Annotated in this window: 15 protein-coding genes; all 15 read right to left on the bottom strand. The window is 73.0% G+C overall.

Going from position 1 to position 18,365, the window contains the following annotated elements; all coding sequences use genetic code 11:
- The coding region (locus OMK64_RS11935) for an RDD family protein (RefSeq protein WP_272728599.1) at positions 1–809 on the bottom strand (809 nt) is incomplete at its 3' end.
- A 135-nt stretch (positions 810–944) separates the two neighbouring features.
- Positions 945–1,952 carry a polyprenyl synthetase family protein gene (locus tag OMK64_RS11930; RefSeq protein ID WP_272728598.1) on the bottom strand — a complete coding sequence of 336 codons (1,008 nt, stop codon included), beginning with the start codon at positions 1,950–1,952 and terminating at the stop codon, positions 945–947.
- Between the two features lie 53 nt (positions 1,953–2,005).
- Complete coding sequence (gene nuoN / locus OMK64_RS11925) at positions 2,006–3,703, bottom strand: NADH-quinone oxidoreductase subunit NuoN (protein WP_272728597.1); 1,698 nt, start codon at positions 3,701–3,703, stop codon at positions 2,006–2,008.
- A complete protein-coding gene (locus tag OMK64_RS11920) occupies positions 3,700–5,244 on the bottom strand; it encodes an NADH-quinone oxidoreductase subunit M (RefSeq protein WP_272728596.1) in 1,545 nt (514 codons plus the stop codon). Before OMK64_RS11920 ends, nuoN begins: the two co-directional genes overlap by 4 nt.
- 16 nt (positions 5,245–5,260) lie before the next feature.
- The gene (gene nuoL, locus OMK64_RS11915; RefSeq protein WP_272728595.1) at positions 5,261–7,255 is read right to left on the bottom strand and encodes an NADH-quinone oxidoreductase subunit L; all 1,995 of its coding nucleotides are present in this window, start codon (positions 7,253–7,255) and stop codon (positions 5,261–5,263) included.
- A 10-nt stretch (positions 7,256–7,265) separates the two neighbouring features.
- Entirely contained in the window at positions 7,266–7,565 is a 300-nt protein-coding gene (gene nuoK, locus OMK64_RS11910; protein WP_272728594.1) for an NADH-quinone oxidoreductase subunit NuoK, read from the bottom strand.
- Complete coding sequence (locus OMK64_RS11905) at positions 7,562–8,560, bottom strand: NADH-quinone oxidoreductase subunit J (protein ID WP_374694090.1); 999 nt, start codon at positions 8,558–8,560, stop codon at positions 7,562–7,564. The genes nuoK and OMK64_RS11905 overlap by 4 nt, the downstream gene beginning before the upstream one ends.
- Positions 8,557–9,423, bottom strand: coding sequence for an NADH-quinone oxidoreductase subunit NuoI (gene nuoI, locus OMK64_RS11900; RefSeq protein ID WP_272728593.1), 867 nt, complete (start codon positions 9,421–9,423; stop codon positions 8,557–8,559). The genes OMK64_RS11905 and nuoI overlap by 4 nt, the downstream gene beginning before the upstream one ends.
- Positions 9,416–10,747 (bottom strand): NADH-quinone oxidoreductase subunit NuoH, encoded by a 1,332-nt coding sequence (gene nuoH / locus OMK64_RS11895; protein WP_272728592.1) that lies wholly within the window; start codon positions 10,745–10,747, stop codon positions 9,416–9,418. Before nuoH ends, nuoI begins: the two co-directional genes overlap by 8 nt.
- Positions 10,744–13,386 carry an NADH-quinone oxidoreductase subunit G gene (locus OMK64_RS11890; RefSeq protein ID WP_272728591.1) on the bottom strand — a complete coding sequence of 881 codons (2,643 nt, stop codon included), beginning with the start codon at positions 13,384–13,386 and terminating at the stop codon, positions 10,744–10,746. The genes nuoH and OMK64_RS11890 overlap by 4 nt, the downstream gene beginning before the upstream one ends.
- The gene (gene nuoF, locus OMK64_RS11885; RefSeq protein ID WP_272728590.1) at positions 13,383–14,723 is read right to left on the bottom strand and encodes an NADH-quinone oxidoreductase subunit NuoF; all 1,341 of its coding nucleotides are present in this window, start codon (positions 14,721–14,723) and stop codon (positions 13,383–13,385) included. The genes OMK64_RS11890 and nuoF overlap by 4 nt, the downstream gene beginning before the upstream one ends.
- Positions 14,723–15,664: an NADH-quinone oxidoreductase subunit NuoE gene (gene nuoE, locus OMK64_RS11880; protein WP_272728589.1), complete on the bottom strand. Its 942-nt coding sequence runs from the start codon at positions 15,662–15,664 to the stop codon at positions 14,723–14,725. Before nuoE ends, nuoF begins: the two co-directional genes overlap by 1 nt.
- Complete coding sequence (locus OMK64_RS11875; protein WP_272728588.1) at positions 15,664–17,007, bottom strand: NADH-quinone oxidoreductase subunit D; 1,344 nt, start codon at positions 17,005–17,007, stop codon at positions 15,664–15,666. Before OMK64_RS11875 ends, nuoE begins: the two co-directional genes overlap by 1 nt.
- Positions 17,004–17,801 carry an NADH-quinone oxidoreductase subunit C gene (locus OMK64_RS11870; RefSeq protein WP_272728587.1) on the bottom strand — a complete coding sequence of 266 codons (798 nt, stop codon included), beginning with the start codon at positions 17,799–17,801 and terminating at the stop codon, positions 17,004–17,006. The genes OMK64_RS11875 and OMK64_RS11870 overlap by 4 nt, the downstream gene beginning before the upstream one ends.
- Positions 17,798–18,349: a NuoB/complex I 20 kDa subunit family protein gene (locus OMK64_RS11865; protein ID WP_124344448.1), complete on the bottom strand. Its 552-nt coding sequence runs from the start codon at positions 18,347–18,349 to the stop codon at positions 17,798–17,800. Before OMK64_RS11865 ends, OMK64_RS11870 begins: the two co-directional genes overlap by 4 nt.
- Positions 18,350–18,365 lie beyond the last annotated feature (16 nt).

Here is an 18,365-nt window from a genome sequence, read left to right as displayed (position 1 = left end):
CCGCCGAGTTCCGGGGGCACGAGCGGCCCCGTCGACGGGCCCGCCGGGCTCACCGGCCAGCACGGCGACGCGCCGCGCACGAGCGGTCCGGTCATCGACGCGGTGCCCGGCGGCGGTGGTGCGTCGGTGCCCGCCGCTGACCGGCCGGGGCTCGACGGAGCGGGCCGCACCGGGCGGCCGGGCTCGACGCCGCGCGCGACCGCGATCTCCCAGGCGGCACGCGTGTCCGCCGGGCGCGCGGACGAACCCGCCGCGCGACGACCGTGGCCGCCACGCGCAGCCCGGAGTGCCCCGGCCCGGACCACGAGCGTCCCGGCCGCCTTGTCGTGCCATCCCCGCTGCGCGGGCTCCCGGTCCCAGACGCCGGAGATCACGACCACCACCTGGCCGACGAAGCACACCAGCACCCCGGCGGCGACGACGAGGTTGCGCAGCAGGATCGCGAGCAGGCCGGCTGGCAGGCCGGTCCGGACGGCGACCGTGCGGATGCCGAGCGCGGCACCGCCGACCGTCGCGCCGGTGATCGCCTCCGCGCACCACTGCCCGATCCCGACGACGACCGCGAGCACGCCCGGGAGGGCCATGAGCGCCGAGGGACGCCCGTCCGCGCCTGCGCCGGCCGCGAGCGCGATCCCGGTGCCGATCCCGTAGACCGCGCCCAGCACCGCGCCGTCGATCACGTAGGCCAGGAACCGGCGCACGACCGGTGCGACCTCGTCCGGGGCGACCGGGACGCCACCTCCGACCGACCGGGGCGCCGGCCTGCGCGCGACGCCGCGCCGCTGGGGCTCGACCGGGGGTGTGCTCACCGTGACCTCCGTCGCGGCCTCGGGTGGGTCCGCGCCGACATGCTGCCAGATCGTGCCGCATCGCCGATTCGGCGTCCCGCCGGCCCGGGCCGTGTCCCCCCGGACGGGTCAGCGGCGGGCAGGACGCGCCGGCGGTCAGGACGCGCGGTCGACCAGCGCGTCGGCGAACGCGACGAGCGCGTCCTTCACCGGACCGTCGGGCAGCGGCGCGAGCTCGGCGACCGCGTCGTGCGCGAGCGCGACGGCCCGGGCCCGCGTCTCCTCGACGACGGGGTGCGCGCGCAGCGCACCGACCGCGGCAGCGAGGGCGTCGTCACCGGAGAGGTCGGCGTCGAGCTGCGCGACGAGCGCGGCGTCGTCGGGCGACGCATCGGGTCCGGCGGCACGGGCCCGCAGCAGCAGGGCGGGCATCGTGGGGACGCGCTCGCGGAGGTCGGTGCCGGGCGTCTTGCCGGTGACCGCTCCGTCGGACGTGAGGTCGATGACGTCGTCGGCGAGCTGGAACGCGACGCCGATCTTCTCCCCGAACGCCGTGACGGTGCGGACGACGTCGGGCCGGCAGCCCGCGAACATCGCGCCGAACCGGGCGGACGTCGCGACGAGCGACGCGGTCTTGTCCGCGAGCACCTGCAGGTAGTGGGCGACCGGGTCCTCGTCGGGACGCGGGCCGACGGTCTCGTGCAGCTGGCCGAGGCACAGGCGCTCGAACGTCGCCGCCTGGATGCGGACGGCGTCGGGGCCCAGCCCGGCGACGGTCGCGGACGCCCGCGCGAACAGCAGGTCGCCCGTGAGGATCGCGACGGAGTTGCCCCACACCTCGTGCGCGCTGGGTGCCCCGCGTCGCAGCGGCGCGGAGTCCATCACGTCGTCGTGGTAGAGCGTCGCGAGGTGCGTGAGCTCGACGACCGTGGCCGCGTCGACGACCTCGCGCCGCGCGCCGTCGCCCAGCTCAGCCGTGAGCAGCGTGAGCAGCGGCCGCAGGCGCTTGCCGCCCGCGTTGACGAGGTGCCGGGAGGCGTCGTCGGCCAGCTGGTCGGCGTGCGTGACGGAGTCGCGCAGGCGTTCCTCGACGAGCGCCAGCCGGTCGGTGAGGCGCGCGCTGAGAGCGGGGTCCGCCAGAGCGATGGCGGTCGTCGTGGTCACGGGACGAACCTATCTTCCCCGCGAGGGTGCGCCGGACACCCGTCGCGGCCGCGTCACGGCAGCAGCTGGGCCACGTCGCCGATCAGGTCGAGCACGGGGGACGGGACGATGCCGAGCACGACGGTGAGGACCGCGCACACGGCGATCGCGACGACCGCGAAGCCCTCGCTCCCGACCACCGTGGTCGTGGTGGCGGTGGCCTTCTCGACGAGCGTCGCGGTGGCGGTCGACCCGACCGGCGTCGGAGCCTCGACGGGCTCGTCGGTCACGGACGGGGACGTCCCGCCGGTCACCTCGTCGGCCCCGCCGTCACCGGCGCCGCCGAAGAACATGAGCACGATGATCCGGACGTAGAAGAACGCGGCCGCGGCGGACGACAGCACGCCGACGACGGCGAGCGGCCACGCACCGCCCTCGACCGCCGCCGAGAACACCGCGAACTTCCCGATGAACCCGGCCGTCAGCGGGATGCCCGCGAAGGACAGCAGGAACAGCGCGAACGTCACGGCCAGCAGCGGGTTGGTGCGGCCGAGACCCGCCCACTGGGACAGACGCGTCGCCTCGCCGAGCACCGCGCCGGGCTCGTCGCCGCTGCCCGCGGACCGCTCGCGCACGAGCCACACGATGCCGAACGCGCCGATCGTCGCCGCGCCGTAGGCCAGGAGGTAGAACAGCACGGCCGGGATCGCGGACTCGTCGAGCGCGACGATGCCGGTGAGGATGAAGCCGGCGTGCGCGATCGAGGAGTACGCGAGGATCCGCTTGACGTCGGTCTGCACGAGCGCGGCGACCGTGCCGACGACCATGGTCGCGATCGCGACGGTCCACAGGACGATCGACAGGTCCCACTCGAGGTCCGGCAGCACGACGTAGACGAGGCGCAGCAGCGCCCCGAACGCGGCGACCTTGGTGCACGCGGCCATGAAGCCGGTGATGGGCGTCGGGGCGCCCTGGTAGACGTCGGGCGTCCACGTGTGGAACGGCACGGCGCCGACCTTGAACAGCAGACCGGTCAGCACGAGCACCGCACCGACGAGCAGCAGACCGTCGACACCGGTCACCTGGAGCGCCTGCTCGGCGATCTCCGAGTACCGCAGCGAGCCGGAGTAGCCGTAGAGCAGGGCGATGCCGAACAGCATGATCGCGGACGCGAACGCCCCGAGCAGGAAGTACTTCATGGCCGCCTCCTGCGAGAGGAGGCGACGACGCCGGGCCATGCCGGTCAGCAGGTAGAGCGGGAGCGAGAGGACCTCGAGCGCGACGAAGAGCGTCAGCAGGTCGCCCGCGGCGGGGAAGATCAGCATGCCGCCGACGGCGAAGAGCAGCAGCGGGTAGATCTCCGTCTGCTGGAGGCCCCGGCGGCGCGCGAGCTCCTCGTAGTCCGAGCTGGGCACGGCCGCGGCGGACGGCGCGAACGCGTCCTCGCCGGTGTCCGTGCGGTCGGCCACGACCAGGATCGACAGCAGCGCGAGCAGCGCGATCGTGCCCTGCAGGACGAGCGTCGGACCGTCGACGATGATCGACCCGCCGACGACCGCGGTGCCACCGTCGGACGCGACGCCCGACCAGAGCGCCGCGACGGCGATCAGCGCGGCCGCGGGCGCGGCCAGGCCGAGCGCGACCTGCACGGGCCGCCGCACGCGCGCCGGGACGAACGCCTCGACGAGCACGCCGACGACCGCGGCGAGCAGGACGATGAGCGCCGGGCTCAGCAGCGACCACGGGATCTCGGGCGCGGTGAACGCGTTCACTTGTCGGTCCCTTCCTGGGCGCCGTGGGGAGCCGTGGGCGACTCCACGCCGACCTGCTGGAGCGTGACGTCGGCGGGCGGCCGGACCAGGTCGAGCGCCGGGCCGGGCACGAAGCCGAAGACGAGCATGAGCGCGATGAGCGGGGCGACGACCCACCGCTCGCGCGCGTCGAGGTCGGGCGTCGCCGCGAGCTCCTCGCGGACCGGGCCGGTGAACACGCGCTGGTACGTCCACAGCACGTAGATCGCGGCGAGGACGACGCCGGACGTCGCGACGATCGACGCGGCCGGGTGGCGCGTGAACGTGCCGACCAGCACGAGGAACTCGCTGACGAACGTCGACAGGCCGGGCAGCGAGAGCGCCGAGAGGCCGATGACGAGGAACGTCCCGGCGAGCACCGGCACGACCTTCTGCAGGCCGCCGAAGTCGGCGATCTGCTGGGACCCGCGGCGGGCGGCGAGGAACCCGACGAGCAGGAACAGCCCGCCCGTCGAGAGCCCGTGGTTGACCATGTAGAACGACGAGCCGGCGATCGACGTCGACGTGAAGGCGAAGATGCCGAGCACGATGAAGCCGAAGTGCGACACCGAGGTGTACGCGACGAGCCGCATGAGGTCCTTCTGCCCGATCGCGAGCAGCGCCCCGTAGAGGATCGACACGACCGCGAGCACGATGATGACCGGCGCCGCCCAGCGGGACGCGTCGGGGAACAGCGGCAGGCAGAGCGTGAGCATCCCGAACGTGCCGACCTTGTCGAGCACGCCGACGAGCAGCGTGGACGTCCCGGCCGGCGCCTGTTGCGCGGCGTCGGGCAGCCACGTGTGCACGGGGAACATGGGCGCCTTGATCGCGAACGCCAGGAAGAAGGCGAGGAACAGCCACTTCTCGAGCGTCGGGTCGAGCGACAGGCCCGTGAGGTTCTCGGTGAGGAAGCCGTCCGCGCCGCGCGGCCCGTTGAGGTACAGCGCGATGACGCCGACGAGCATGACCAGGCCGCCCGCGAGCGAGTAGAGCAGGAACTTCACGGCGGCGTACCGGCGCTGCTCCCCGCCGAACATCCCGATCATGAAGTAGACAGGGATGAGCATCGCCTCGAAGACGACGTAGAACAGGAAGACGTCGCGCGCCGCGAACACGAGGACGATGAACGCCTCGAGCAGCAGGACGAGCGCGAGGTACTGCCGCAGCCGGTCGGTCGGCACGGTCAGCGACCCCTGCTCGCGCCACGCCGCGAGGACGACGAGCGGCACGAGCACGACGGACATGAGCACGAGGACGAGCCCGACGCCGTCGACGCCCACGGCGTAGGAGACGCCGAGCGCGGGGATCCAGGGGTACGTCTCGGTGAGCTGGTGGACGGCGGCGTCCGCGGTGTCGAACGCGACCAGCGCGCCGACGGCGAGGACGAGCTCGGCGATCGCGAACCCGAGCGCCACCGCGCGGGTCCGGCCGCGCCAGCCCGCGGGCAGCGCCCAGAGGGCGACCGCTCCGAGGACGGGCAGCACGACCAGCGCGGTCAGCCAGGGGAAGGAGGTCGACATCGGTGGGGGCTCTCCCTCAGCTCTGGGTGACCAGGACGGCGACGACGAGCACGACCAGGCCGATCACGGTCGTCGCGGCGTAGGAGCGGACGTAGCCGGTCTGCACCCGCCGGGCGAGGTCGCCGAGGCCGACCGTCGCACGGCCGACGCCGGTGACGGTGCCGTCGACGACCGCGCGGTCGGCGAACACGAGGGACCGGGTGAGGTGCTGGCCCGGCTCGACGAGCAGGGCGTCGTTGACGGAGTCCTGGTACAGGTCGACGCGGGCCGCGCGCGTGAGCGCGGTGCCGAGCGGCGGGACGACCGGGACCTGCGACACCGCGTAGCGGCGCCACGCGAGCACGAGACCGAGCACGACGACCGCGAGGGTGAGCGCGATGAGGACCCACGCCGGGAGCACCGGCTCCTCGTGCTCGACGTGCCCGGTGACGGGCTCGAGCCACGTGACGAAGCGACCGCCGAGCGCCAGGAACCCGCCGAGGCCGACCGACCCGACGGCCAGGATGATCATCGGCCAGGTCATGAGGCGCGGCGCCTCGTGCGGGTGCTGCGCCGACCCGTCGGACCTCTCCGACCAGCGGCGCTGGCCCTCGAACGTCATGAAGAACAGCCGCGACATGTAGAAGGCCGTGATGCCCGCGCCCAGCAGCGCGACGGTGCCGAACACCCAGGCGCGCCACGGCTGCCCGTCGACGGGGACGAACGCGGCCTCGATGATCTTGTCCTTGCTGAAGAACCCGGAGAACGGCGGGATGCCGAGGATCGCGAGCCAGCCCGCCCCGAAGGTCAGCCACGTGACGACCATGTAGCGCGCGAGGCCGCCGAAGCGCCGCATGTCGACCTGGTCGTCCATCGCGTGCATGACGGACCCGGCACCGAGGAACATCCCGGCCTTGAAGAAGCCGTGCGTCACGAGGTGGAAGATCGCGAACGCGTACCCGACGGGGCCGAGGCCCGCGGCCAGGACCATGTAGCCGATCTGCGACATCGTCGACGCGGCCAGGGCCTTCTTGATGTCGTCCTTCGCGCAGCCGACGATCGCCCCGAACAGCAGCGTGATCGCGCCGACGATCACCACGACGAGCTGCGCCGTCGGCGCGGCGTCGAAGACCGCACCGCTGCGGACGATCAGGTAGACGCCGGCGGTGACCATCGTGGCAGCGTGGATGAGCGCCGACACCGGGGTGGGGCCGGCCATCGCGTCGCCGAGCCAGGACTGCAGCGGGAACTGCGCGGACTTGCCGCACGCGGCGAGCAGCAGCATGAGGCCCATCGCGGTCGCGGTGCCCTCGGAGAGCTCGGACGCACCGCCGAGCACCGTGTCGAAGTCGAGCGCGCCGAACTGGGCGACCATGATCCCCATCGCGACGATGAGCCCGATGTCGCCGACGCGGTTGGCGACGAACGCCTTCTTCGCGGCGACCGCGTACGGCGTGCGGTGGTTCCAGAACCCGATGAGCAGGTACGACGCGAGACCCACGCCCTCCCACCCGACGAACAGCAGCAGGTAGGAGTCGCCGAGGACCAGCAGGAGCATGGCCGCGACGAACAGGTTGAGGTACGCGAAGAACCGGCGACGCGAGTCGTCGTGCTCCATGTACGCCACGGAGTAGACGTGGATGAGCGTCCCGACGAACGTCACGAGCAGCACGAACGTCAGCGACAGCGGGTCGAGGCGGAACGCCGCGTCGACCTGGAACTGGCCCGCGTCGAGCCACGTCCCGAGGTCGACGACGACCACGCGCGCGTCGGCCGGCCGGCCGAGCAGCGCGAGGAACGCGGCGGCACCGGCGACGAACGCGCCCGCGGAGGCGAGGACGCCGAGCCAGTGCCCCCAGCGGTCGGCGCGGCGGCCGAGCAGCAGCAGGACGGCCGCGGACAGCAGCGGCAGGCCGATGAGCAGCGGGCCGACGAGGAACACGCCGGCCTGCACGGTCTCCGTCGCGGGCGCGATCGTGTCCGCCCGCAGGTGCGCAGGCAGCGTCGCAGCGAGGGTGGTCAGGGTGTGCACGGGCCGCCCCTCAGCTCTTGAGCAGGTTCACGTCGTCGACCGAGGCCGAGCGCCGGGTACGGAAGATCGCGACGATGATGCCGAGGCCGACGACGACCTCGGCCGCGGCGACGACCATGACGAAGAACGCCAGGACCTGGCCCGTCAGCGCGCCGTGGATCCGCGAGAACGTCACGAGCAGCAGGTTCGTCGCGTTGAGCATGAGCTCGACGCCCATGAACACGATGATCGCGTTGCGCCGCAGCAGCACCGTCGTCGCCCCGATCGTGAAGAGGATCGTGGCGAGGACGAGGTAGTGGGTGAGGCTCACGCCTGGTCCTCCTGTCCGGCGACCCCGCGGGGTCCGGTCGACGGTCCGTGCTGGCCGCTGTCGCTCACGGCCGCGTCGAGGTCGGGCACGTTGACGCGCGCGCCGTCCGGGTCCGCGGCGGGCGGCGGCGTGGGCCCGTCGCCGGTCGCCGGGTCGCTCGACGCGAACCGCGTACCGGCGAGCCGGCCGGCCTGCACGCGCTCGGTGCGCGCGGCGAACTCGGCCGCGTCGGCCTCCTGGCCGCGGACGCGCAGCACGCGCGGGACCGAGTCGTCGATCGGGCGGCCGTCGGGACCGAGGGCCGGGACGTCCATCGCGTTGTGCCGCGCGTACACGCCGGGCGCGGGCAGCGACACCGGGTGGGCACCGGCGGCGACGCGCGCGTCCGCACGCTCCTTCTGGCCGACCCGCGGGACCAGCCGGGTGCGGTGGGTGTAGACGAGCGCGCCGAGCGCGGCGGTCACGAGCAGCGCTCCCACGACCTCGAACGCGAGCACGTACTCGCCGAACACGACGTGCGCGATCGCGACGGGGTTGGACGCCTCGTTCGCGGCGTCGAGCCCCTGGGCCGGACCGTACGTGGCACGGCCGACGACGCCCGCGAGCACGACGCCCAGGCCGACGCCGGCGAGCACGCCGATCCAGCGCTGGCCGCGGATCGTCTCGACGAGCGAGTCGGACGCGTCGACGCCGACCAGCATGAGGACGAAGAGGAACAGCATCATGACGGCGCCGGTGTAGACGACGACCTGCACGACGCCGAGGAACACCGCGTCCTGCGCGACGTACAGGAACGCGAGCGAGATCATCACGACCACGACGGACATCGCGGCGTGCACGGCCTTGCGCGCGAACAGCAGGCCGAGCGCGGCGAGCACCATGATCGGGCCTAGCACCCAGAACAGCACCGCCTCGCCGGTGCCGGCCTCGCCGCCGTCGAGCGCGGTCATGCCGAGCGGGGCGGCGCTGAGCGCGTGCCCGAGGACCGCGCTCATCGGGAGCCCTGCTTGGTCGCGGCGGCGGCGAGCGCGGCCTGCGCGGCGGCGGTCGGGCCGGGGACGTTCGCGGCCTCGACGCCCGCACCGCCGGGCAGCGTCGGGTCGTCGGGGCGGTGCTCGGCGACCCACGCGCGCTGCGCGTCGTCCGGGCCGGTGATCTTGCCCTGGTAGTAGGCGGTGTCGTCGGTGCCCTCGACCATGGGGTGCGGCGCCGCGAGCATGCCCTGGCGCAGCGGTGCGAGCAGGTCCTGCTTCTCCCAGATCATCCCGGCGCGCGTCGGGCCCGCGAGCTCGTACTCGTTCGTCATCGTCAGGGCGCGCGTCGGGCACGCCTCGATGCACAGCCCGCAGAAGATGCAGCGCAGGTAGTTGATCTGGTAGACGCGGCCGTACCGCTCCCCCGGGCTGAACTGCGCGTCCGGGGTGTTGTCGGCGCCCTCGACGTAGATCGCGTCCGCGGGGCACGCCCAGGCGCACAGCTCGCAGCCGATGCACTTCTCGAGCCCGTCGGCGTACCGGTTGAGCTGGTGGCGCCCGTGGTACCGCGGCTTGGCGGGGACCTTCTCCGACGGGTACTGCTCCGTGACCGTCGGCCGGAACATGTTGGACAGCGTGACGCCGAACCCGCCGACGGGTGCGAGGACCTCGGACAGCCCGGTGCGCGGCTCGATGAGCGACGTGTAGCCCTCGGTCTCGCGCGTCGTGACCTCGCCGCCGCGCGGACGCGGGGCGACCGTGCGGCCGGGCTGGGCGCCGGGCGCTGCCGCACCGCCCGCGGGCGTGGCGCCTGCGGGCCGGGCGGCGCCGGGCTTCTTGCCGGCGGGCTTGCCCTTGGCCGTGGGCTTGCGCTGGTCAGCCACCGTGCACCTCCTGGGTGACCTGGGGGACGTCGGTCGAGGCCGCCTGGGCGGCGCGCTGCTTGCGCGGCGACGGCGGGAGCGTCTGGCCGGGCAGCGGCGGGACGGGGTAGCCGCCCGCGTACGGGTCGAACGGCTGCCGCCCGGACGGCTGGGGCGGTTCCGCGGACTTCTTGCGCTCGGGGATCGCGAACGACACGAGCAGGCCCAGGACGACGATCCCCGCGAGGACGAACAGCAGCGTGCGCAGCTCGAGGCCGGAGAACTGCCGCACGCCCTGCACGACCGCGACGCACACGACCCACACGAGCGCGGCGGGGATGAGCACCTTCCAGCCGAGCTTCATGAACTGGTCGTACCGGAAGCGCAGGACGGAGCCGCGGATCCAGACGAACACGAACATGAGCGCCCAGAGCTTGGCGAGGAACCACAGGACCGGCCACCAGCCCTGCTGGAGGAAGTGGTCCGCCGGGATGAACGGGGCGCGCCAGCCGCCGAGGAACAGCGTCGTCGCGACCGCCGAGACGTTGAGCATGTTGATGTACTCCGCGAGGAAGAACCACGCGAACTTCATCGAGGAGTACTCGGTCATGTAGCCCGAGACCAGCTCGCCCTCGGCCTCGGGGAGGTCGAACGGCAGACGGTTCGTCTCGCCGACCATCGACACGATGTAGAGGACGAACGCGGGCAGCAGCGGCAGGAACCACCAGACCTGCGTCTGCGAGCTGACGATCTGCGACGTCGACATCGAGCCGGCGAGGATGAACACGCTCACGAGCGACAGGCCCATCGCGAGCTCGTAGGAGATGACCTGGGCAGTCGAGCGCACCGAGCCGAGCAGCGGGTAGGTCGAGCCGGACGACCAACCGCCCAGGACGATGCCGTACACGCCCACCGACGCGCACGCGAGGATGTACAGCACCGCGACGGGGAAGTCCGTGAGCTGCAGCGGCGTGACGATCCCGAACATGCTGACCGACGGCCCGAACGGGATGACCGCGAACGTCAGCAGCGAGCAGAACACCGCGATCATCGGCGCGACGATGTAGACCAGCTTGTCGGCCGCCTTGACGGTGACGTCCTCCTTGAACAGGAGCTTCATCGCGTCCGCGAGCGACTGGAGCAGGCCGAACGGGCCGTGCACGTTGGGGCCGGGCCGCACCTGCATGCGCGCGACGACCTTGCGCTCGAACCAGATCGCGAACAGCACGCTGGTCAGCAGGAAGACGACGATCGCGACCGCCTTGAGCAGCCAGATCCAGAAGTTGTCGTTGCTGAAGTCGGCCGCGACGGCGGTGGTGCCGTCGACCGCGAGCTGCAGGGTCATGCGCCGACCTCCTCGTGGGCACTGCGACCGGCATCCTGCCCGGTGCCGGTCTCCTCGCGCGTGAGCTCACCCGGCGCGGCGGCGATCCGGACGAGGTCACCCGCGTCCGCGTGCAGGGCGTCGCGCACGGCGCTGCCGGGTGCGTTCGTCGGGAGCCAGACGACGAGGTCCGGCATGTCGGTGACGACGACCGGCAGCGTGATGGTCCCGGCGTCGGTCGAGACCGCGATCGCTCCCCCGTCGACGACGCCGACCGAGGCCGCGGTGGCCGCCGACACGCGTGCGACGGGCCGCTTGGCCGTGCCCGCGAGGAACGGCTCGCCGCTCTGCAGGCGACCGTCGTCGAGCAGCTGGTGCCACGTCGCGAGGACCGCGGTCCCGGCGGCGACGGCGGGCGGCTCGGCGGGCGCGACGTCCGGGGCGTCGACGCGCGCGCCGTCCCAGCCGCCGAGCTGGTCGAGCTCGGCGTGCACGGCCGCGAGCGACCCCGTGCCGAGCTCCGCACCGAGCGCGTCGGCGAGGCGGTCGAGCACACGGTGGTCGGGCAGCGCGCGCGACGTGAGCGCCTGCGTGAACGGCCGGGGCCGTCCCTCCCACGTGACGAACGTGCCGGCCTTCTCCACGGGCGGCGCGACCGGCAGGACCACGTCGGCGCGGTCGGTGACCTCGGAGCGGCGGACCTCGAGCGAGACGAGGAACGGCACGCGGTCGAGGGCCTCGCGCGCGATCGCCGGGTCGGGCAGGTCACGCGGCTCGAGGCCGCCGACGACGAGCCCGCCCAGCAGGCCGGCGCGTGCGCCGGCGAGGATCTCGGACGTCGATCGTCCCGGCTCGGCGGGCAGGTGCTCGACTCCCCAGACCGCGGCGATGTCGACGCGGGCGCCCGAGTCGGCGACCGGACGACCGCCCGGCAGCAGGCTCGGCAGGAGGCCCGTCTCGACGGCCGCCCGCTCGCCCGCACGGCGCGGTACCCACGCCAGGCGTGCGCCGGTCCGGGCCGCGAGCCGCAGCGCCGCCGAGTACGCGCCCGGCGACGACGCGAGCCGCTCACCCACGAGCACCACGGCGCCCTCGGCGGCGAGCGCGGCCGCGGCGTCGCCGAGCACGTCGTCGGCACCGGCGACGATCCCGTCGAGCACCTCCGCCTCCGTGCCCGGGGCCGCCGCCAGCAGCGTGCCGGAGAGCCGCTCGAGCCCGCGGCTCGCGAGCGGCGCGACGGACAGCACGCGCGTGCGCTTCTTGACGACCTGCTCACGCACCCGCAGGAACGCGATGCCGGCCTCCTCCTCGAGCTCGAGCCCGACGAGCAGCACGGCCGGCGCGGCGACGAGGTCGCCGAACGTGACCTCGAGCGTGCGACCCGCGACGTGGTGGCCGAGGAACGCCTCCTCCTCCGCGGAGTGCGGGCGGGCGCGGCCGTCGACGTCGTTCGTGCCGAGCGCGACGCGCGCGAACTTCGACCACGCGTAGGCGTCCTCGAGCGTGAGGCGGCCACCCGGGAGGGCGGCCAGACCGACCGCCGTCTCCCGCGGGTCGGACGGCGCCTGCGCCGCGCGCAGGCCCGCGGCCGCGACGTCGAGCGCCTCGATCCACGACGCGGGCTCGAGCTCGCCCGCCGCGTTGCGGACCAGCGGGGTCGTGATGCGGTCCGGCGCGGACTGCCACGTGAACGCGAAGCGGTCCTTGTCGGTGATCCACTCCTGGTTGACGACGGGGTCGTCGCCCGCGAGCCGCCGCAGCACGACGCCGCGCCGGTGGTCGACGCGGATCGCCGAGCCCTGGGAGTCGTGCTCCGCGATCCCCGGCGTGGACACCAGGTCGAACGGGCGGGACCGGAACCGGTACGCGGCGCTGGTCAGCGCGCCCACCGGGCAGATCTGCACGGTGTTGCCGGAGAAGTACGACGCGAACGGGCGGCCCGACGTGTCCTGCGTCGACGCGCCCACCGGGGTGTCGCCCGCGAACCCGAGGACGTCCGTGTCGAACGTGCCGATCTGCTGCTGCGCGCCGCGCTTCTGCAGGTCGATCCACACGTCGCCCGCGATCTCCTCCGAGAACCGCGTGCAGCGCTGGCACAGGACGCACCGCTCACGGTCGAGGAGGATCTGCGTCGAGATCGCGATCGGCTTGGGGAACGTGCGCTTGACGTCGACGAAGCGCGTCGTCGCGCGACCGTTCGACATCGCCTGGTTCTGCAGCGGGCACTCGCCGCCCTTGTCGCAGACCGGGCAGTCGAGCGGGTGGTTGACGAGCAGCAGCTCCATGACGCCGTGCTGCGCCTTGTCGGCCTCGGGCGACGTGTGCTGCGTCTTGACCTGCATGCCGGGCGTGGCCTCGAGCGTGCAGGACGCCTGCGGCTTCGGCATCTTCGCGAGGTTGCCGTCGCGGCCCGGGGCCCAGACCTCGACGAGGCACTGGCGGCACGCGCCCGCCGGCGCGAGCAGCGGGTGGTCGCAGAACCGCGGGATCTGGATGCCGACCTGCTCGGCGGCGCGGATGACGAGCGTGCCCTTGGGCACCGTCGTCTCGAGGCCGTCGATCTCGAACGTCACGGTGTCCGTCGGCTCGGGCGCGGCGGGCGCCGGTGCGGCCGGGACGAGCGGGGTCGCCGTCGTCGGGCCGGAGGACGTGATGGTCATGCGTGCACCCCCGCGAGGGCCGCCCGGCCGCGCCGGGGGGCGTAGGTGAACAGCGAGCTGTGCTCGGGCGGGAAGAGCACGTCGGCGGGCGTATGCGTGCCCGCCTCGAACTCCTCCCGGAAGTACTGCACGGCCGACGTGATCGGGCTCGTCGCGCCGTCGCCGAGCGCGCAGAACGCGCGGCCGAGGATGTTGTCGCACAGGTCGAGCAGCAGGTCGATGTCGGCGTGCGTGCCCTGACCCGCCTCGATGCGCTTGAGCACCTGGACCAGCCAGTACGTGCCCTCGCGGCACGGGGTGCACTTGCCGCACGACTCGTGCTTGTAGAACTCGGTCCAGCGCGTCACGGCGCGGACGACCGACGTCGTCTCGTCGAAGATCTGCAGCGCACGCGTGCCGAGCATCGACCCGGCGGCACCGACCGACTCGTAGTCGAGCGGCACGTCGAGGTGCTCCGCCGTGAAGAGCGGCGTCGACGACCCGCCGGGCGTCCAGAACTTCAGCTGGTGCCCCTCGCGGACGCCGCCCGCCATGTCGAGCAGCTCGCGCAGCGTGATGCCGAGCGGCGCCTCGTACTGGCCGGGCCGCGTCACGTGGCCCGACAGGCTGAACAGGCCATGGCCCGTCGACCGCTCGGTGCCCATGCCCTTGAACCAGTCCGCGCCGCCGCGCACGATGCCCGGCACCGACGCGATCGACTCGACGTTGTTCACGACGGTCGGGCGCGCGTACAGGCCCGCGACCGCGGGGAACGGCGGCTTGAGCCGCGGCTGGCCGCGCAGGCCCTCGAGCGAGTCGAGCAGCGCGGTCTCCTCGCCGCAGATGTACGCGCCCGCACCGGAGTGCAGCGTGATCTCCAGGTCGAAGCCCGAGCCGAGGATGTTCGTGCCGAGGTAGCCCGCCGCGCGGGCCTCCTCGATCGCGCGCTGCAGGCGCCGGTAGACGTGCAGGACCTCGCCGCGCACGTAGAGGAACGCGTGGTGGCAGCCGATCGCGTAGCTCGTGATGATCATGCCCTCGATCAGGTGCTGCGGGCTGGCCATCATGAGCGGGATGTCCTTGCAGGTCCCGGGCTCGGACTCGTCCGCGTTGACCACGAGGTAGCGCGGGCCGCCGTCGGGCGCGGGCAGGAAGCCCCACTTCATGCCCGTCGGGAAGCCCGCACCGCCGCGGCCGCGCAGACCGGAGTCCTTGACCATCGTCACGACGTCGGCCGCCTGCATGCCGAGCGCGCGGCGCAGGCCGCGGTACCCGCCCGCACGCTCGTAGGCGCCGAGCGTCCAGGACCTGTCCGCGTCCCAGGTGTCCGTGAGGACCGGGGCCAGGGTCGTCGCCATCACGACTCCTTCGCGTCGTCGGAGGACTGCTTGCGCTGCTCCTGCTCGGCCGAGACGTCGCGCTCGCTGACCGCGGGACGCTCGGCGCTCGACTGCTCGGCACCCGGCGCGGGCGTACCCGCGGGGGTGGGCTCGGCCGCGGACGCGGGACGCTCACCCGCGGGTGCCGCGGCACGCGGGGTGCCCCGCGCGGGCGTCCGGGCCTGCTCGGCGGCGCGCGTGCGCTCCTCGTCGGTGAACGGCGGCGCCGTCCAGCCCTCCTGCCGCGCGAGCTCGAGGCCCCGCAGCGTCGCGGGACCGGCCCCCACGCCCTCGTCGGCGCGGCCGTCGGAGAAGCCCGCGAGCACGCGGCTCATCTCCTTGAACGTGCACACGTGGTCCGCGCCGCGCGTCGGGGCGACGGGCGTCCCGGCGCGCAGGGCCTCGACGACGTCGCGCGCCGAGTCGGGCGTCTGGTTGTCGAAGAACTCCCAGTTGACCATCACGACCGGCGCGTAGTCGCAGGCCGCGTTGCACTCGATCCGCTCGAGCGTGATCGCGCCGTCCTCGGTGGTCTCGTCGTGGCCGACGCCGAGGTGGTCGGAGAGCTCCTCCCAGATCGCGTCGCCGCCCATGACCGCGCACAGCGTGTTGGTGCACACGCCCACCGTGTAGTCGCCGTTGGGGTGCCGCTTGTACTGCGTGTAGAACGTCGCGACCGCGCTGACCTCGGCGGTCGTCAGCCCGAGCTCGGCCGCGCAGAACGCGATGCCGCGCGGGCTCACGTAGCCGTCCTCCGACTGCACCAGGTGGAGCAGCGGCAGCAGCGCCGAGCGCTCCTGCGGGTAGCGGGCCTTGATCACCGCGGCGTCCGCCGACAGGCGCGCGCGCGTCTCGTCGTCGAACGACGTGCGGTGCGTCGCGCCCGGGATGCGGGCGCCCCCGATCTCCTCGACCGACATCAGCGGTCCACCCCTCCGAGCACCGGGTCGAGCGACGCGACGGCGACGACGACGTCGGCCACCTGCCCGCCCTCGCACATGATCGACACGGCCTGCAGGTTGTTGAACGACGGGTCCCGGAAGTGGGCCCGGTACGGGCGCGTGCCGCCGTCGGACACGAGGTGCACGCCGAGCTCGCCGCGCGGGTGCTCGACGGTCTGGAACACCTGGCCGGCCGGGACGCGGAAGCCCTCGGTCACGAGCTTGAAGTGGTGGATCAGGGCCTCCATCGAGGTGCCCATGATCTCCTTGATGTGGTCGAGCGAGTTGCCCATGCCGTCCGACCCGATCGCGAGCTGCGCGGGCCAGGCGATCTTCTTGTCGCCCACCATGACCGGGCCGGGGCCCATCTTCTGGAGGCGGTCGAGGGTCTGCTCGACGATGTTCATCGACTGGTAGCACTCCTCCATGCGGAGGATCACGCGCGACCACGAGTCCGCCTCGGTCGCGACCGGCACCTCGAAGTCGTACGTCTCGTAGCCGCAGTACGGCGCGGCCTTGCGCACGTCGTACGGCAGGCCGGCCGACCGCAGCACCGGACCCGTGATGCCGAGCGCCATGCAGCCGGACAGCCCGAGGTAGCCGACGTCCTTGAGCCGCAGCTGGAGGATCGGGTTCGCCAGCATGAGGTCTTCGAGCTGCTTGAAGTAGTGGCGCATGGACGACAGCGCCTCGCGGATCGTGTCGATCGCGCCGGGCGGGATGTCCTGCGCGACACCGCCGGGGCGGATGAACGCGTGGTTCATGCGCAGGCCCGTGATGAGCTCGAAGATCCGCAGGACCTCCTCGCGGGCCGTGAAGCCCACGGTCATGATCGTCGTCGCACCGAGCTCGTTGCCGCCGGTCGCGAGGCACACGAGGTGCGACGCGATGCGGTTGAGCTCCATGAGCAGCACGCGGATGACGGTCGCGCGCTCGGGGACGTCGTCCGTGATGCCGAGCAGCTTCTCGACGCCCAGGCAGTACGCGGCCTCCTGGAACAGCGGCGCGACGTAGTCCATGCGCGTGCAGAAGGTCACGCCCTGGGTCCAGGTGCGGAACTCCATGTTCTTCTCGATGCCGGTGTGCAGGTAGCCGATGCCCGCGCGGGCCTCGGTCACCGTCTCGCCGTCGATCTCGAGCATGAGGCGGAGCACGCCGTGCGTCGACGGGTGCTGGGGACCCATGTTGACGACGATGCGCTCCTCGCCGAGGCGCGCCGCCTCCTCGGCGATGTCCGACCAGTCGCCGCCGGACGCCTCGAACGTCGGGACGCCCGTGGTCTCGTCGTCGACCAGGTGCGCGGTCGCGTGGGGGGTGCTCATGAGTAGGACCTCCGCTGGTCCGGGGGCGGCACGGTCGCGCCCTTGTACTCGACCGGGATGCCGCCGAGGGGGTAGTCCTTGCGCTGCGGGTGGCCCGGCCAGTCGTCGGGCATCTCGATGCGCGCGAGGCCGGGGTGGCCGTCGAAGACGATGCCGAAGAAGTCGTACGTCTCGCGCTCGTGCCAGTCGTTGGCCGGGTAGACGGACGTCGTCGACGGGATGTGCGGGTCGGCGTCCGGAGCCGTCACCTCGAACCGCAGGCGACGCCCGTGGGTCACCGACACCACGTGGTAGACGGCGTGCAGCTCGCGGCCCGTCTCGTGCGGGTAGTGCACGCCGCTGACGCCGAGGCTGAGCTCGAACCGCAGGTCGGGGTCGTCGCGCAGCGCGCTCGCGACCGCGACCACGTGCTCGCGCGCCACGTGCAGCGTGAGCTCCTCGCGGTCGACGACCACCGACTCGACGGCGTTCGCGAAGCCCGTGCCGTTCTCGTCGAGGACCTCGGTCAGCACGTCGACGACCTCGTCGAACCAGCCGCCGTACGGCCGCTCGCTCGGCCCGGGCAGCACGACCGGCACGACGAGCCCGCCGTACCCGGAGGTGTCGCCCGTGCCGTGCGCGCCGAACATGCCCTGGCGGACGTCGACCACCTCGAGCGGCGTGCGCGCGGCCGGGACGTTCTGGCCGCCGGCCTCGAGCGCGGCCTCGCTGGTCTTCTGGGCGCCGGTGCCGGCGTCGCCGGGCTTCACGGCCGCCGCTGCGTCCTTCTCCTGGCCCGTCTTCTCGTCGGTCATCGCAGCAGGCCCGTCATGTGCGAGGTGGGCGTCGCGGCGAGCGCGGCGGCCTCCGCGGCGGCCGCGGCCTCACGACGGTTCACGCCGAGCGGCTCGTTCTGGATCTGCTCGTGCAGCGTGAGGATCGCGTTGATGAGCATCTCCGGCCGCGGCGGGCAGCCCGGCAGGTAGATGTCCACGGGCACGACGTGGTCGACGCCCTGCACGATCGCGTAGTTGTTGAACATGCCGCCCGACGAGGCGCACACGCCCATCGACAGCACCCACTTCGGCGCGGACATCTGGTCGTAGACCTGCCGCACGACGGGCGCCATCTTCTGGCTGACCCGGCCCGCGACGATCATCAGGTCGGCCTGCCGCGGCGACGCGCGGAACACCTCCATGCCGAACCGCGACAGGTCGTACCGCGGAGCGCCCGCGGCCATCATCTCGATCGCGCAGCACGCGAGGCCGAACGTCACCGGCCAGAGCGAGCCCTTGCGGAAGTAGCCGACCAGGTCCTCGACCGTCGTCAGCAGGAATCCCGAGGGAGCCTCTTCGATCCCCATGCGTCAGCCCTCCGTC

The sequence above is a fragment of the Cellulomonas fimi genome, assembly GCF_028527925.1.
GTDB classification, from domain to species: domain Bacteria; phylum Actinomycetota; class Actinomycetes; order Actinomycetales; family Cellulomonadaceae; genus Cellulomonas; species Cellulomonas fimi_C.
The sequence above is the reverse complement of the archived record's forward strand: the minus strand, read 5'-3'. Positions and strand labels throughout refer to the sequence as shown.